Raw genomic sequence first — 14,587 nt, 5'->3', positions numbered from 1 at the left:
GTGCTAATAGTCAATGACTCTAAACTCGCTCATGAGTCATATTCATCGGTTACTCATAGCTCAACTTAATCGAATTATACTTATCGAGGAACTCATCGCTGGCTAATTCATCTGGCGACACAGGTAAACCACGCCGCACAAATACATCCAATCTCTCCCTAAGATTGGCTCCAGATCTGAGCTCTCCGGTATAGAAGGCGGCGGCTCGAACAAAATCCATATAAGAGACATTGTCAGGCAGATAAGTAAGGTCTGACCACCGCTCAACCACTTCCATCACTTCTGGAGCAAAATCCCAGCTTTTCAACACGGCGCGGCCTATGGGGCCCTGCATCTTTCGCACTAGCACCCTAAGCTGAACGATACTGGTAAAGAGTTCAGGCTGAGCCTCGGCTTCCGTTAATATAGGCAGAGCGCCGATATTATGCACCAATCCCGCCAGCGTCAGAGTATCAAAACTCAAGCCACAACCTTGATGAGACTTGATGTAGATCTGTAACATGGCGCAAGCTGCTGAAGTCACCTCGATAGAAGAACACCAAACCTCATCCATCACCTCCCACACCATCTCGTTAGTCGAGATAAACAGCTGCTCCATGGCAACCGACGTCGCTATGGCCTTAATCTGAGTCAAACCTATACGAGTGACGGCGCTATTGATGTTCTCGGCTTTAGTCCCTCGGCTATACAGGGCACTGTTAGCCACCTTGATCATTCTTGCAGAGATAGCAGCATCTTGGCCTATAATTTCGGCAACCTGTTTGGGGCTTGAATCGGGTCTCGATACCACCTCCTGAACTCGCATAGCCACCTCAGGTAGCGTCGGCAAAACTAGGGAGTCAGCCTTTAATTTCTTTAACAGCCTGACCAGTAGTTCATGTTCAGTAGACATTCGTGCTCCCATTATCTATTTAGCCAGCAAATTGAACTCAATGAGTTTCCGAGTATATCAGTGGTTACGTTAACTCGAAGCGTGAAAAGTATCCATGTGGTTAACATCTTGTGTGAATTCTAGCTAATTTTCAGATTATTCGGGAGTGAATTTCTGCTAAAGCTAAACCTAAAAGACCTAGCAAGCTCCTAAGACTTGATTTAGATCAAGTTAATGTAAGCTCAATTTGCTTAAGAATACAGGCTGCGAGTAAAATGCCCGCCCGCTTGTTGCGTCTTTAACAGTTAATAGAGAATCATTATGTTTAAACCTGAGCTACTGTCTCCCGCTGGGACACTGAAAAATATGCGTTATGCGTTTGCCTACGGTGCAGATGCGGTCTACGCAGGCCAGCCAAGATACAGCCTCAGGGTGAGAAATAATGAATTCAAGATGGAAAACCTGGCGACAGGGATCCAGGAAGCCCATGACCTAGGTAAGAAGCTCTATGTGGTGAGCAACATTGCCCCCCACAACACTAAACTAAAGACCTATATCAGGGATATGGAGCCAGTTGTCGCCATGAAACCCGACGCCTTGATCATGTCCGACCCAGGTTTAATCATGATGGTCAGAGAAGCCTTCCCGGAGCAGGTAGTCCACCTCTCTGTTCAGGCTAACGCCATCAACTGGGCCTCGGTTAAATTTTGGCAACAACAAGGTATCAAGCGGGTGATCTTATCCCGTGAACTGTCACTCGATGAGATTGAAGAGATACGTCAGCGTTGCCCGGATATCGAACTGGAAGTCTTCGTTCACGGCGCACTCTGCATGGCGTACTCGGGGCGCTGCCTGCTATCTGGCTATATCAACAAGCGCGATCCTAACCAGGGGACTTGCACCAACTCATGCCGTTGGAAGTACGATGTCCATGAGGCTAAACAGACCGAGACAGGTGACATAGTTGCCGTCAACCCTCAAGCGCTTGTGGATCAACATGGTGTCCAAATTGAAAAGCCGACCTTAGGTGAAGGGCAACCGAGCGATAAGGTGGTATTATTGCAAGAGGCGGGTAGACCCGGTGAGTATATGCCGGCATTCGAAGATGAGCATGGTACCTACATCATGAACTCCAAAGATCTGCGCGCCATTCAGCACGTGGATCGCCTGACTAAGATGGGTATCGACTCGTTGAAGATCGAAGGCCGAACTAAGTCTTTCTACTACGTAGCGCGTACGGCCCAGCTCTATCGTCAGGCAATCGAAGATGCAGCATCGGGTAAAGACTTCGATCGCACCTTGATGCATAACCTCGAAGGCTTGGCGCATCGTGGCTATACCGAAGGCTTCCTGCGTCGCCATGTCCATGACGAGTACCAGAACTATGACTATGGTTACTCGATCAGCGACACCCAACAGTTCGTCGGCGAGTTCACCGGCAAGCGTAACGATGCCGGCATGGTCGAAATTGACGTTAAGAATAAGTTCTCCGTCGGCGATAGCGTCGAGGTGATGACCCCCCAGGGAAATCTTACCTTCAAGATTGAGCAGCTAATCAACCGTAAAAATGAAAACGTTGAATCTGCATTAGGCTCGGGTCACTTCGTCTTCCTGGCGCTACCCGATGGTGTAGACATAGATAAGGCGGTTCTGCTGCGTAACTTGGCCCAGGGACAAGATACCCGTAATCCCCACGCTTAAAATAACTCACATCGGCTATAGTAAGTGGTAAGTTTTAAGCGATAGGTCCTAGATTCTAGACTCTAGACAAAGATAAACAGGTAAAATAGAAAGATGGCTTTATTGATCGACGACAGCTGTATCAACTGCGACATGTGTGAGCCCGAGTGTCCTAATCAGGCGATCACTATGGGTGAGGAGATCTATGAGATAGATTCAGACCTCTGCACCGAATGCGTGGGTCATTACGATAAACCAACCTGTATCTCGGTATGCCCCATCGACTGTATCGACCCCGACCCTGACAATAAAGAAACTGACATCCAGCTGCGGGTTAAATATCACCTGATCACCGGCAAGCCCGTCGGCTAACGATTCGATATTAAGAAGGGCTTTCAATTAGGCCCTTTCGCTTATTCCTTCTCTCTTTTAATGCCCGTCAACAGGTGTGATCCAATTTCAGATGCTGCATTTAGATAAATAATGTCCAGATTGATTTTATTATTTATCCAAGCCGAGCATAGATACGCATGCTGTCAGTGAGAGCTACATAGACGCCAGCATTCAGCTAAACATGTTAACGGCCAAGTCATACAATTGACTTAAGCATCAGCTAAAGCACAACACACTCGCGCAGATTCTAGGTTAAATAACCAATAAAAAATAGCGACTTAAATATATTCCAATAAGTATTAAGCATACCCCCCGAACTGCTCACACGTATTCATCATGATAATCAGCCGACATTTGCATCGAATGCCGAGTCGGTTAACTCGGTAAAGCGCTTACAAAATAGAATCAACAATGTAAATGACATAAAAGTGACACTCATTCAGCGTAGTATCCCTAAAAAATTAAATCATCGGGAGCACTTCAAATGAATCCATATAAACTGTCCACAGTTTCATTACTAATTATTGCTGCTATATCGGGCTGTAATTCAAGCTCAAATGACGACAATGTCACCCCAGAACCTGAGGCTAATATCCGTATCGCCTTTATGCCTGATATTCATTTTCATGATGTCTATGGCGAGTTTTCCGATGGCGCCTTTTCAGGCTTGCCAAATAGCCATAATGACCGAGGCGCAATCATCAGAACCATGCAATCTCAGATGGAGTCCACCAGACTATTTAATGAGAACTATTTTGCCATGATAGCGGCCCTAGATGATGTCGTAGCTAAAGGCATTAAATATGTAGCCCTTCCTGGCGATTTTAGCGATGACGGACAACCACTTCATATGCGTGGGTTAGTGAAAATATTTGACCGCTACAGTGAAGAGTATGGCTTAGAGTTCTTCGCCGCACCAGGAAATCACGATCCTAACCGTCCCTTTACCCAAGCTGCGGGTAAAAGCGATTACTTAGGAGTTGAAGGTAAGCAGCAGCGCATTTTCAGTAAAGGCAAGAATGAGTGTGTCGATTATGAAGGTGACACAGCAATCATAGACGCCGGTCACGAACTCCCCACCATCTGCAGTGAAGAAGTCATCGAATGGGGCTATAAAGAGATCATGACAATCCTAGGCCCCCATGGTTTCGAGCCACATAAACAGCACTTTTATTTTGAAACCCCTTATAGCAGCGATGATGCCCGTACACACTACACCTATGAGAAAGCGGCATCAGAGGCTCAATATGAAAACCGCCAATTCGAGATCTGCTATGAAGGCACCGGAGGGAGATATAAGCAAGCAGATTACACCCAATGCTCAGTCGTACCTGACTCAAGCTATGTGGTAGAACCTGTAGAAGGACTATGGTTATTGGCAATCGATGCTAATGTCTATCGACCTGATAAGCTCATTAAAGATAAATATGATGGCTCATCAAGCGCCGGCTACAACATGATGTTAACCCATAAACAGCAAGTCATTGACTGGATAAGTGATGTGGTCAAATCGGCAAAAATGCAAGGTAAAACCTTAATATCCTTTAGCCACTTTCCCATGACTGATTTCTACAATGGTGCCTCGGAAGAGATTGAAGATATTTTTGGAGAAGGTAATTTCCAGCTAGCTCGAGAGCCAGAAGATGACACCAGTAAGGCGCTTGCTGCAACGGGCTTGAGTGTCCATGTCGGTGGCCATATGCATTTTAATGATACCGGTATGAAGCGCTACAATATCGACGGTGAGCAATATACCTTGTTCAACATACAGGCGCCCTCTCTTGCTGGTTATATTCCCGCTTATAAAGTGCTTAATGTTCTGCCTCACAGCCAAATTGAGGTAGAAACTGTGATACTCGAAGAGGTGCCCAGGTTTAACGAATTATTTGAGCACTATGCTCTGGAACATGAACACCTTACAGATAAAGGCTATGAAGGGATCTGGAACAAGGCAATCTTAGACTCTGACAGCTACTATCAACTAACCGAGTGGCATCTCACTGAGTTGACTCGCCTACGCTTCTTACCCAAAGAGTGGCCGGAAGATATCAAGACCATGCTGTTCAATATGGATGGTAAGCAGATGATGACCCTGTCTCAAATTGAAACAGATATCACTGTTTGCCAACTTAAAGCAGCCTTGGAGTTAGACTTAGCTGGCTGTCCTGCAGCTAAAAGTGACACTGTGCTACTGCAGTTTTTGACAGACTGGAAGTCAGCCAAGGACAAAGCCGAAGCACTCGCAATAGATCATGGCCTTGAACTGCGTGACTTTGCCCAATGGAATGGCACCGAATTAGCACTGGACTTTTATCGCTTAAGAAACGCCGATGAACTGGCCTTCCGTGATATCGATGCAACGCGTCTGCCTCAATATAAATTGCTGAGTGAGGAGCTGTCTCAATTTGATCAAGAGATAACTTCACTAGCGCTTAATCAGACTGAGGATGCCAGTGTCGGCGATCTATTTAAATCTCGCTTCGGCACACTCTTTTATATTCTGGAGAGGTTCGCTACAGGAGAGGCAAGTGACCATTTCTTAATTGATACAGAAAATGGCAGTTTAACCGATCTTAAAACCGTCACCAACAGAGCAGCCCTGCTATAAGAACCGTTATAGGTGCTAGCAATAAGTGCTAATCGAGACGCTTAATGAGCAACGAGCATACCAAGTCTTAGCTAACAAACTGAAAAAAACCAGAGCCTGATGCTCTGGTTTTTTTACAAAAAATATTGACTTGTAGCCGAATCCGCAGACTAAGATTAAATTAATGGTTTCTGAGTATTTTATGGGATGTCGGCAATGATACAATATAGGTGCTTCAAGCAGGTGCTGATCTCGATATTATTCGAGCGGCTAAGTGTTATTACCCTTGTACAAGCCAGTACAGAAGCCGCTAGTATAGATACAGGTGTAAGGCACAGTCTGTTCATTTTTCGCCTTTGGAGTCGAGAAGAACCTGTCTATCACTTGTCTCTAACGGCCGAGTTAACCGGTATCAGCGGAAAACGGGTATTGCTCGAGGGTACATCAAAAATTGCCAATGAAGCCAAGCGCAGCAGAAGCATAAACAAGCTCTGGCTCGACGGGGAATATTGTACCAGTACTACGACCTCTTCTACTGGGTAAATAACAAGGGCCCCAAGGGAATAGACAAAGGCGATGACTTCACTCTGGACATCAACATCGGCTTCGTATTTTAAAGGTATCAGTTCGATGAAGATTGAAGAGATAGAGTTACAGATGATAAATCGAGACAAGCTCGCCACCAATGCCTCCTTACTGGGAGGCTTAGGACTGGCCCTAATTGGCACCACTTGCGCCCTGCCGATATTATTGGTGACTCTGGGCATGGGCGCTATGGCTCAGTACGGCTATCTTGACCCTATCGGTGGTAACCGCCTATCTATTACTTCCCTTAAGCCTTTGGCTGGATAGCTAAATCAGTACTGAACCCATTCAATTAATTTCAATTAATTTCATTTAGTTCCATGAAAACTAAACAAAATAGTAAGCAAAACACCTTAAGCGCCGCAACAGGCGCCCTTGCCTTTCTGAGCCGGTGCCAGCTGGATCGGCGGGCAAGGCTCTGAGCCGTAGGAACAATACACGCAGCAATCTCCGGCCTTTGGTTTTAACAGACTATGACATTGCTCACATTCATAGAACCATTGGCAGGCATTGGTTGGCATGGTCTCCATCTTACTATGACCACACTCTGGACAGGTTAATACCGACTCCAAGATCACCGTATCTGTCATGATTCATTCCCATTATTAACGTCGCTGCTAGCATGACTCTTATGGCTAGTAGCTATGATTTCAGAAGGAAAACCTGCATCTTTGGTCGCTCGCATCAGGCGTTCCACACTCACCTTGTCATCATCGAAGATAACCTTGGCCGTCTTATCGCCAAAATCGACCTTAGCCTGCTCCACACCGTCAAGATTCTCCAATGCCTTACGCACTGTGATGGGACACATGCCGCAATCCATGGTTGGCAGCATCAAATTAACGCTGCGGGTCTCGGCCAACGCCGCTGTCGGCATGATGCCAAGTGCAGAGGCCAGCAACACTGAGGACATAAGAGTGCTAGCTGTGCTGTTTTTACTCATCAATACTCGTGGTTTCATTTTTTCTCCAGATCCAATCAAGATTATGCCATCAGCCAGACCAGCCAGTAGGGACTCGAGACCAACATGGCGGCGATCAGGCTAGTCAGCCAAAATACCATCCTATAGCGGCGTCGATTATCTGCTACCGAGCAGAACTCGTCAGGGCTACACAGATCTAGTGGGCGATAAATTTTCCAGCCTGCCCATAGGAACAGGCCGACAACAAGGACAATAAAGTAAGGCCTGAAGGGGTCGAATGCCGCTAATGTACTGATCCATGAGCCGCTGATCCCCAGCATAAGTAACACGAAAGGACCGGCGCAACATAGGCTGGCACCGATAGCGGCCAACACTCCCCCCACCATAGGCCAGGCAGGTGAGTCTGTTTTCAAGGTCTTATTATCTGGTTCAATATTCATAGGTTCTAGCCATCAAATCTATCCATTAAAGAAGTATGATTATGTCTAGAGTGTAAAGCCTGTACCTAGATACGGAGTCAATAGGCGAGTGTTAAGCAGTGCTATGCTCGGGGACCAAGGAGCTGATGATGGGACAGCAGGCTTCATCGGGATTATGGCGGCACTCATCGACCAGATTAGCCAAACTGTGCTCCAGTCGTTGCAGATCGTCTATCTTAGTCCGCACCGCTAACAGCTTCTTCTCGGCCAGTAGCTGAATATCGCTGCAATGTCCCGCGCTCAGGGAGATCAAGGAGGCGATCTCATTGAGCGTAAAACCCAGTCCCTGGGCACGACGGATAAACATCAACCTGAGCAGGGCATCTTGTGGGTAACGTCGATAACCCTGAACGGGTTTAGCTGGCTGCTTGATTAAGCCTTGCCTCTCATAATAGCGCACCGTCTCAACATTGACCTCGGCGGCCTTAGCGAGTTGTCCGATAGTAAACATATAGCCTCGGGATAACATCTGTGGTTCCCCCTATGATACTCAGCCCACTCACACTCAGCAATAAGCTGAGATCAGGGGGAGGCCAATATGGAAAAATGGGCCTAGATTATTTTAAAGCGGTAAGCGAACAAGAATACACGTCGGATCCCGGCTACAAACATGCCGAAATGACCTATGAATTGAAACTAGTCCTATGGCTTTGTCTTAAACATTCAAGCGGCTTTATCATCCTTTGGACTTTAAACTGGCCACTAAACCTAAGGTCCAGAGCATAAATAGCCCTATGCAGATCCACTCCAACGTCGCGGGCCACCAGATATCGGGCCTGGGTAAGATCATCACCATCTCCTGATAGAAGGGCCTACCTGCGGTAGTGAACCCCAAAGATTGATGGGAAAACAATAGAAAGCTTAAGAAACTGATGAAGGTCAAGCTAGCTGTGAGTGCATTCCAGCGAGAATAGAAGAGCCTACCTTTCATAAAAATGTAGATAAGGTAGAGGAATGAGCTCATGACCCCGGAATAGAAAAAGTACTGCAATGCCGCGGTGTGCAGATGGTACACGTTAACAGGAAATAACCCAGCTGCCGCCAATGAGATAAATGTCCACACGAGTGCGATTAATAATGGATAGAGGGCTCGATTATCCATCAGCTGAATAGAGAAAAGACAAAACATAATCAGACTCAAACTACCAAAAAATAGTCCGCCATTGATCACCACGGCAAATTTAGAATGACCATAGTGTCCCAGCTCACTGAGTGTGTGGTTCAGAAAATTGAAACCTTGCCCGTCGAAGTCCTGAAATCCAAGCACAGATAACACAATGCCACCAATTAAACCGGCACAACCAAGTACACCAAACTTAAACGCTAAGCTGGATAGCTTTCTGCTCTTTTCTATCATTTTCCCTTAATTCACTCATCACACACTCCCTTAACATACATGGAAGCTGCATTGATTAAAGAGGTCTAGCACAGATTTTTCACATTACACATGATGAAAGTGCACGCTTGAAATCGACCCCATGACTTCCTTAATTATCATAGTGTAAATACACCAATTAAAGCCGCAACTTTCACTCAAACCAATCAAAACCATAGAGGCTTGTAAACGGTTTGTAAATAGGTAGTACATTAGTTTAATTTAACTAACTCTTATGTGATGAATAAATCCACAACGAAACAAACACATAAGTGGTATTATTTATGAAGTTAATCAATAACCGACAAAGAATCTGATACGGATTTCGCAGTTTTGAACGGGAAGTAGCATGGCAAATCACCACACTAAAAACATCAACCTAGAGGTAAAACTCGCAGCTGGTGAAGAACTAATCTCAAACACCAATAAACGTGGGATCATTACCTACGTTAACCAAACCTTTATCGATATCTCCGGCTACAGTGAAGCTGAGCTGCTGGGTCAGAGCCACAAACTCGTCAGGCATCAGGACATGCCGGTAGCCGCATTTAAAGAGCTATGGACTAAGGTCAAATCGGGACAATCTTGGCGAGGTCTGGTCAAGAACCGCTGTAAAAATGGTGGCTATTACTGGGTCGATGCCTTCGTCTCTCCTCTGTTTGAGAAAGGTGAGGTCGTTGGTTATCAATCGGTGCGCATTAAAGCCTCCGACCAGCTTATCACCAGAGCCGAACAAGTATATAAGCGACTCAACCAGGGGAAAACGGTCTCAGATCCCCTGAGCTTAAATCAGAAGCGCATCTTGTCCGCAGTCTGTGCCACCACAGGACTGGCAATAGCGGGCGCAGTCTGGGGCTGGGGGGTTATTTTAGCCGGCGTTGTGCTGATGGGCATCAACCTCGCCATCTTCTATGACGAGGCCTTTAGAATTCCCGCTAAATTAATGAAGATGAAACAGGACTACGATTCCGTGAGCCGCTTCGTCTATTGTGGCCGTGATACCTCCTCCCTACTCGACTTTCATATATTGATGCAACAGGCGAAGCTACAGGGAGTGTTGGGACGTTCTCAAGACAATGCCAAGCAGATCGATGGCATAGCCAATGAGCTTATCATCGCCGCGAATCAGACCCATGCAGGTATAGAGCATGAGAGTCAGCAGGTAGAGCAGATAGCCAGCGCCATGGAAGAGATGGGCTCAACCATAGGCGAAGTGGCCGTCAATACTCAATCGACTTCGAACAGCATAGATGAAACGTTCCAGCTGTGCCAAGACAGCCGCATCAAGATGCAATCTAATACCAAAAACATCACCTCACTCACCCAAGCCGTAACAGAAGCGGCGGCCAATGCACACCTGCTCAATAAGGAGGCCGAGCAAGTGGCGTCGGCCATGTCTGAGATTGATGCCATCGCCGAGCAAACAAACTTGCTGGCGCTCAATGCCGCCATCGAAGCGGCGCGCGCCGGCGAACAGGGACGCGGCTTTGCCGTGGTTGCCGATGAGGTCAGAGCCCTATCGAAACGCACGCAAGAATCGACTAACAGTATCTCCCACAGCGTCGATAAGATGTTCGCCATGATAACCAGCTGGGCCGGTCAAATGGATTTGAGCCGAGCTCAAGCCGAGTTGTGTGCCACCGATACTCAGGCATCGGCGGAGAAGATTGATACCATCTATCAGGCAATCAGTACCATACATTCACTGGCGCAGCAAAACTCGGTAGCCGCTGATCAGCAAAAGCAGGTGGTCGATGAGATCAATCAAAATATTGCCGCGATCAGCCTGGCCAGTAACGATAACTTACGCGCCGTGCAAACCGTCGAAGCCTCGGTGCTTGAGCTAAAGATCAATGCCGATAAAGCCAAGAGCATGAGAGATACGTTCGGCTAATCTGGCGTTATCACCTCGAACAATAGCGACGTGGCTCTTAAAAACGTCGCTTCCCTTGGCTTAAACACCAAAAATACACACGAAAACAACACAAAGAAAACACGACCAACCATAGCGTTAACATCAATCAAACCAAAAGCATACATGATGATAAATTGCTTGTTACGTTAGAATATAAATACTCAAAAAGGCGTAATAACTATGCTTTACCTGTGATTAATCCAATCAAGCCTGAGAATCGTTTTACATACAGGATTTAAGGGGGTAATCTTGCCCCCCTCTATTTGAATGGATATTCAATTTTAATTTCAAATTGGATGAAATGTTAACTTATTACAATTGTGCCGAAACGGTAATTTAGGGTGAAAAACGTGGCTGAAAAACAAACCCATAACATAAAAACGATATTGACGTTTATTATTCCGTCATTGATAGGTCTGCTGCTGTTTATGACGCCTATCAGTTATAACGACGCTATCACTATCCCAATCGCTATCGTATCCAAGGGGCTGCTTAGCCTACTTGGTGACACTATCGGAGCTATTGTCACCACCATTATTGTGCTCACCACCACAGCGAGTGTGATCACTAAGCTGTTTAAGCCTGCTATGATCATCAATCATGCATTCTTCAACTCACTGCTTAATGTCACTCCGGGCTGGCTGCTGGTTCGTATCCTTGGCGCCATCTTCGTGGTGATGACCTTCTTAGGGGTCGGCCCTGAGGCGATCACATCGGGCGATACCGGCGCGCTGATCTTAAATGACCTGTTACCATCACTATTTAGTGTGTTCATCTTCGCGGGTATGTTACTGCCATTATTGATGAATTTTGGTTTACTCGAATTTATCGGTACGCTACTAACTAAAATAATGCGTCCGGTATTTAACTTACCAGGACGTAGCGCCGTCGACTGTATGGCATCTTGGCTAGGTGATGGTAGTGTCGCTATTTTGATGACCAGTAAGCAATATGAGAAGCGCCTATATACTCAAAGAGAGGCTGCTGTGATCGGCACCACTTTCTCTGCAGTATCTATTACCTTCTCCCTGGTGGTTATCTCTCAGGTTAAACTCGAGCATATGTTTGTGCCTTTCTACTTAACCGTGTGTCTAGCGGGCATCTTGGCTGCGATTATCGTGCCTAAACTGCCTCCCCTGTGTTGGAAGAAAGATAACTATATCGACAACACCCCAAGGCACCCGGATGATGAAGTGATCCCACAGGGACACGGGGTATTTTCTTGGGGCTTAGAACAGGCTCTCGCTAAAGCAGGACAAGCCAACGGTATCAAGCAGACATTTAAAGATGGCATCAAGAATGTCATCGACATGGTGTTTGGCGTTATTCCTGTTGTCATGGGAATCGGCACCATAGCCTTGATTATCGCCGAATATACGCCGATATTTCAGTATTTGGGCATGCCCTTCATCCCGCTTTTAGAGCTTTTACAGGTACCTGAAGCGGCCGAAGCATCGAAAACCATAGTGGTCGGTTTTGCCGACATGTTTATCCCTTCGATTCTGGCTAGCTCAATCGAGTCGGATATGACACGTTTCATCATTGCCGCCTTGTCTGTGACTCAGCTTATCTACATGAGTGAAGTTGGCGCACTATTGATGGGAAGCAAGATACCAATCAACTTCTTCGAGCTTTTCGTGGTATTTATCCTGCGTACTCTGGTCACTCTGCCTATCATTGCTGGTGCCGCGCACTTGATATTCTAAATGACCCTCCCCCAAAAAAAGAGTGGCTCTGCCACTCTTTTTTTTGTCTATTTTTTATTGTCCCCTCTCTGGTACGCACTTTTATTGTTAGCTGCTGCACCTATACCAATGGAAAAATACCATAGAAGATTCACTTCCCTCCACCTTATGTAACTGTTATAAATATGTAAACACGTGTTACAACGTTGTGACGGGAGGCTTGTATGAACTTAAAACTGGACATGAGAGTATCGGAGATCATGATCACCCGCATCGTCACCATAGAGATGGACGATAGGCTCACAGTGGCCAAGGAGATATTTGATAATGCCCCCTTCCATCACCTACTGGTTATCGAACACGATAAGCTGCAGGGAATACTGTCTGAACGCGATTATCTAAGAGCCTTGAGCCCCAATATAGGCAATATCAACGAAACCGAACGTGACAGTGAGACCCTGCAAAGAAGAGCGCATCAGGTGATGACTAGAAACCCTATCACCATATCGCCAAATCAAACCATCAGGCAGGCCAGTGAGCAGCTGCTCGAGCATGATATAGGGTCATTACCCGTTTTAGATAAGGGAAGGCTAATAGGCATCATCACCTGGAAAGATCTGTTAAAAGCTTTTTCGAGCTAAGAAATCGGTCCTAGGAGCTTGCACCTAGGACCTATATTCCATTATATCGCCCAGCCCCCCATATAGAAGATAACCAGGCCTAAGGTAATGGCTATTACGCCAGGCTTGAGCGCGCGCCATTCGCCACTACATATACGGCCAATCACCAGAGTGACGAAACCCAGCATGATGCCGGTAACGATATTAGAACTTAAGATGATGAAGATGGCACAGGTCAATCCCGCCATGGCATCGACCTTGTCAGTAAAGTCCAGCTTAGTGACGTTACTCAGCATCAAGAGACCCACATACATAAGCGCCGGTGCCGTGGCATAAGCAGGCACCAGATAGCTCAGCGGCGCGAGGAACATCATCATCACAAATAACAGGCCGACTATAGTTGCCGTGAGTCCCGTCTTACCACCGGCTGCGGTGCCAGCGGCTGACTCTATATACACGGCGGCAGGTGCTCCGCCAACCGCACCTGCAACTATGCTACTGACTGAATCTGAGGTTAACGCCCTGCTACCACCGACGATGTTATCATCTTTATCGAGCAGTTCGGCTTGCCCTGCAACGGCGCGTATCGTGCCGGTCGCATCGAATATCGCCGTCATCACCAAGGCTAATACAATTGGCAGAACCACAGGATTCAAGGCCCCCATGATATCCAGCTGACCGATAAGAGACTGCTCTGACATAAGATCCGGCCAGGCGAACAGACCTTGATATTTAACCGCAGGGTCGAATATCAGACCGAAAGCCGACAAGGCAACGATCACGATCAAGATCCCTCCTGGTACTCCGCGACGCTCAAAACCTATGGTGGCGGCCAGACCGACAATGGCTGCAATCACAGGCAGACTGGTAATATCACCCAGTTTAACAGGCAGTCCGGCATCACTGCCGACGATGAGCTGTACACTATTAGTGGCGATCAGCAAGAGGAACAGCCCGATACCGATACCTGTCCCATGGGCTATACCCTTGGGCAGGTTAGTCAGTATCCACTGACGTAGTCCGGTCACACTCACAAATGTGAATACCACTCCCATCAAGAAAATGGCACCTAAGGTTACTGGAATAGAGATCCCCTGGCCCAAGACCATGCTAAAAGCGGTAAAAGCCGTTAATGAAATAGCACAACCTATGGCCATGGGTAAGTTAGCCCATAAGCCCATCAATAAAGAGCCGAATGCGGCTATCATGCAGGTGGAGATAAACACGGCGCCGGGGTCAAAACCTGCGATGCCTAACATGTTCGGCACCACGATCACCGAATAGACCATAGCCAGAAAGGTGGTTAACCCTGCGATGAGTTCACGTTTTAGGGTGCTGCCACGTTGAGTAATACAGAAGTAGCTATCCAGGAAAGAAGCGGAATGAGTTTGTGTATCTAACGATGTATCTTGTGTAGGGCTAGTCTGTTCGGACTGCATAATTTTATACCTTTGGTCTCTTAAATTTATAAGGCT

At 46.8% G+C, this 14,587-nt stretch carries 15 protein-coding genes; 8 read left to right on the top strand and 7 right to left on the bottom strand.

Translation table 11 applies throughout. From position 1 onward, the window contains the following. Window positions 1-49 precede the first annotated feature (49 nt). On the bottom strand, window positions 50-892 hold the full coding sequence (locus HRU42_RS06035) for an HDOD domain-containing protein (protein WP_295029529.1): 843 nt from the start codon (window positions 890-892) through the stop codon (window positions 50-52). A 300-nt stretch (window positions 893-1,192) separates the two neighbouring features. Here HRU42_RS06035 and yegQ point away from each other — a divergent pair, with 300 nt between their 5' ends. The 5 genes from yegQ to HRU42_RS06010 all read left to right on the top strand — a co-directional run bounded on the left by yegQ (window position 1,193) and on the right by HRU42_RS06010 (window position 6,383). Continuing rightward, on the top strand, window positions 1,193-2,572 hold the full coding sequence (gene yegQ, locus HRU42_RS06030) for a tRNA 5-hydroxyuridine modification protein YegQ (RefSeq protein ID WP_295029528.1): 1,380 nt from the start codon (window positions 1,193-1,195) through the stop codon (window positions 2,570-2,572). 93 nt (window positions 2,573-2,665) lie between these two features. Further along, window positions 2,666-2,923 (top strand): YfhL family 4Fe-4S dicluster ferredoxin, encoded by a 258-nt coding sequence (locus HRU42_RS06025; protein ID WP_295029527.1) that lies wholly within the window; start codon window positions 2,666-2,668, stop codon window positions 2,921-2,923. Between the two features lie 505 nt (window positions 2,924-3,428). Continuing rightward, window positions 3,429-5,552 (top strand): metallophosphoesterase, encoded by a 2,124-nt coding sequence (locus HRU42_RS06020; protein ID WP_295029525.1) that lies wholly within the window; start codon window positions 3,429-3,431, stop codon window positions 5,550-5,552. 195 nt (window positions 5,553-5,747) lie between these two features. Then, window positions 5,748-6,074, top strand: coding sequence for a hypothetical protein (locus tag HRU42_RS06015; protein WP_295029524.1), 327 nt, complete (start codon window positions 5,748-5,750; stop codon window positions 6,072-6,074). Window positions 6,075-6,107: 33 nt separating this feature from the next. Next, the gene (locus HRU42_RS06010; protein ID WP_295029523.1) at window positions 6,108-6,383 is read left to right on the top strand and encodes a hypothetical protein; all 276 of its coding nucleotides are present in this window, start codon (window positions 6,108-6,110) and stop codon (window positions 6,381-6,383) included. Between the two features lie 86 nt (window positions 6,384-6,469). On the opposite strand, the gene HRU42_RS06005 is transcribed toward HRU42_RS06010, so the two are convergent. The 5 genes from HRU42_RS06005 to HRU42_RS05985 all read right to left on the bottom strand — a co-directional run bounded on the left by HRU42_RS06005 (window position 6,470) and on the right by HRU42_RS05985 (window position 8,874). Beyond that, a complete protein-coding gene (locus tag HRU42_RS06005) occupies window positions 6,470-6,706 on the bottom strand; it encodes a GDCCVxC domain-containing (seleno)protein (RefSeq protein ID WP_295029521.1) in 237 nt (78 codons plus the stop codon). Next, a complete protein-coding gene (merP, locus tag HRU42_RS06000; RefSeq protein WP_295029520.1) occupies window positions 6,703-7,077 on the bottom strand; it encodes a mercury resistance system periplasmic binding protein MerP in 375 nt (124 codons plus the stop codon). The genes HRU42_RS06005 and merP overlap by 4 nt, the downstream gene beginning before the upstream one ends. A 23-nt stretch (window positions 7,078-7,100) precedes the next feature. Further along, window positions 7,101-7,478: a mercuric transporter MerT family protein gene (locus HRU42_RS05995; RefSeq protein ID WP_295029519.1), complete on the bottom strand. Its 378-nt coding sequence runs from the start codon at window positions 7,476-7,478 to the stop codon at window positions 7,101-7,103. A gap of 91 nt (window positions 7,479-7,569) precedes the next feature. After that, window positions 7,570-7,986 (bottom strand): Hg(II)-responsive transcriptional regulator, encoded by a 417-nt coding sequence (merR, locus tag HRU42_RS05990; RefSeq protein ID WP_295029518.1) that lies wholly within the window; start codon window positions 7,984-7,986, stop codon window positions 7,570-7,572. Window positions 7,987-8,193: 207 nt separating this feature from the next. Further along, entirely contained in the window at window positions 8,194-8,874 is a 681-nt protein-coding gene (locus tag HRU42_RS05985) for a hypothetical protein (protein WP_295029517.1), read from the bottom strand. A gap of 367 nt (window positions 8,875-9,241) precedes the next feature. On the opposite strand from HRU42_RS05985, the gene HRU42_RS05980 reads away from it, so the two are divergent. The 3 genes from HRU42_RS05980 (at window position 9,242) to HRU42_RS05970 (ending at window position 13,133) form a co-directional block, all read left to right on the top strand. Next, window positions 9,242-10,786 carry a PAS domain-containing methyl-accepting chemotaxis protein gene (locus HRU42_RS05980; protein ID WP_295029516.1) on the top strand — a complete coding sequence of 515 codons (1,545 nt, stop codon included), beginning with the start codon at window positions 9,242-9,244 and terminating at the stop codon, window positions 10,784-10,786. A gap of 371 nt (window positions 10,787-11,157) precedes the next feature. After that, complete coding sequence (locus HRU42_RS05975; protein WP_295029515.1) at window positions 11,158-12,513, top strand: YjiH family protein; 1,356 nt, start codon at window positions 11,158-11,160, stop codon at window positions 12,511-12,513. A gap of 215 nt (window positions 12,514-12,728) precedes the next feature. Continuing rightward, on the top strand, window positions 12,729-13,133 hold the full coding sequence (locus tag HRU42_RS05970; RefSeq protein ID WP_295029613.1) for a CBS domain-containing protein: 405 nt from the start codon (window positions 12,729-12,731) through the stop codon (window positions 13,131-13,133). Window positions 13,134-13,174: 41 nt separating this feature from the next. Here the strand turns inward: HRU42_RS05970 and HRU42_RS05965 are convergent, their stop codons facing one another. Next, window positions 13,175-14,551, bottom strand: a complete 1,377-nt coding sequence (locus HRU42_RS05965; protein WP_295029514.1) for an NCS2 family permease — start codon at window positions 14,549-14,551, stop codon at window positions 13,175-13,177. Between the last annotated feature and the right edge of the window lie 36 nt (window positions 14,552-14,587).

This window comes from Shewanella sp., from assembly GCF_013214165.1.
GTDB lineage: Bacteria > Pseudomonadota > Gammaproteobacteria > Enterobacterales > Shewanellaceae > Shewanella.
Note: the sequence above shows the minus strand (reverse complement) of the source record. Positions and strands in the feature narration are given on the sequence as shown.

Coding starts and splice junctions, on each gene's coding strand:
- HRU42_RS06035 (WP_295029529.1), bottom strand. CDS start 892: ATGTCTACTGAACATGAACTACTGGTCAGGCTGTTAAAGAAATTAAAG.
- yegQ (WP_295029528.1), top strand. CDS start 1,193: ATGTTTAAACCTGAGCTACTGTCTCCCGCTGGGACACTGAAAAATATG.
- HRU42_RS06025 (WP_295029527.1), top strand. CDS start 2,666: ATGGCTTTATTGATCGACGACAGCTGTATCAACTGCGACATGTGTGAG.
- HRU42_RS06020 (WP_295029525.1), top strand. CDS start 3,429: ATGAATCCATATAAACTGTCCACAGTTTCATTACTAATTATTGCTGCT.
- HRU42_RS06015 (WP_295029524.1), top strand. CDS start 5,748: ATGATACAATATAGGTGCTTCAAGCAGGTGCTGATCTCGATATTATTC.
- HRU42_RS06010 (WP_295029523.1), top strand. CDS start 6,108: ATGACTTCACTCTGGACATCAACATCGGCTTCGTATTTTAAAGGTATC.
- HRU42_RS06005 (WP_295029521.1), bottom strand. CDS start 6,706: ATGACAGATACGGTGATCTTGGAGTCGGTATTAACCTGTCCAGAGTGT.
- merP (WP_295029520.1), bottom strand. CDS start 7,077: ATGAAACCACGAGTATTGATGAGTAAAAACAGCACAGCTAGCACTCTT.
- HRU42_RS05995 (WP_295029519.1), bottom strand. CDS start 7,478: ATGAATATTGAACCAGATAATAAGACCTTGAAAACAGACTCACCTGCC.
- merR (WP_295029518.1), bottom strand. CDS start 7,986: ATGTTATCCCGAGGCTATATGTTTACTATCGGACAACTCGCTAAGGCC.
- HRU42_RS05985 (WP_295029517.1), bottom strand. CDS start 8,874: ATGATAGAAAAGAGCAGAAAGCTATCCAGCTTAGCGTTTAAGTTTGGT.
- HRU42_RS05980 (WP_295029516.1), top strand. CDS start 9,242: ATGGCAAATCACCACACTAAAAACATCAACCTAGAGGTAAAACTCGCA.
- HRU42_RS05965 (WP_295029514.1), bottom strand. CDS start 14,551: ATGCAGTCCGAACAGACTAGCCCTACACAAGATACATCGTTAGATACA.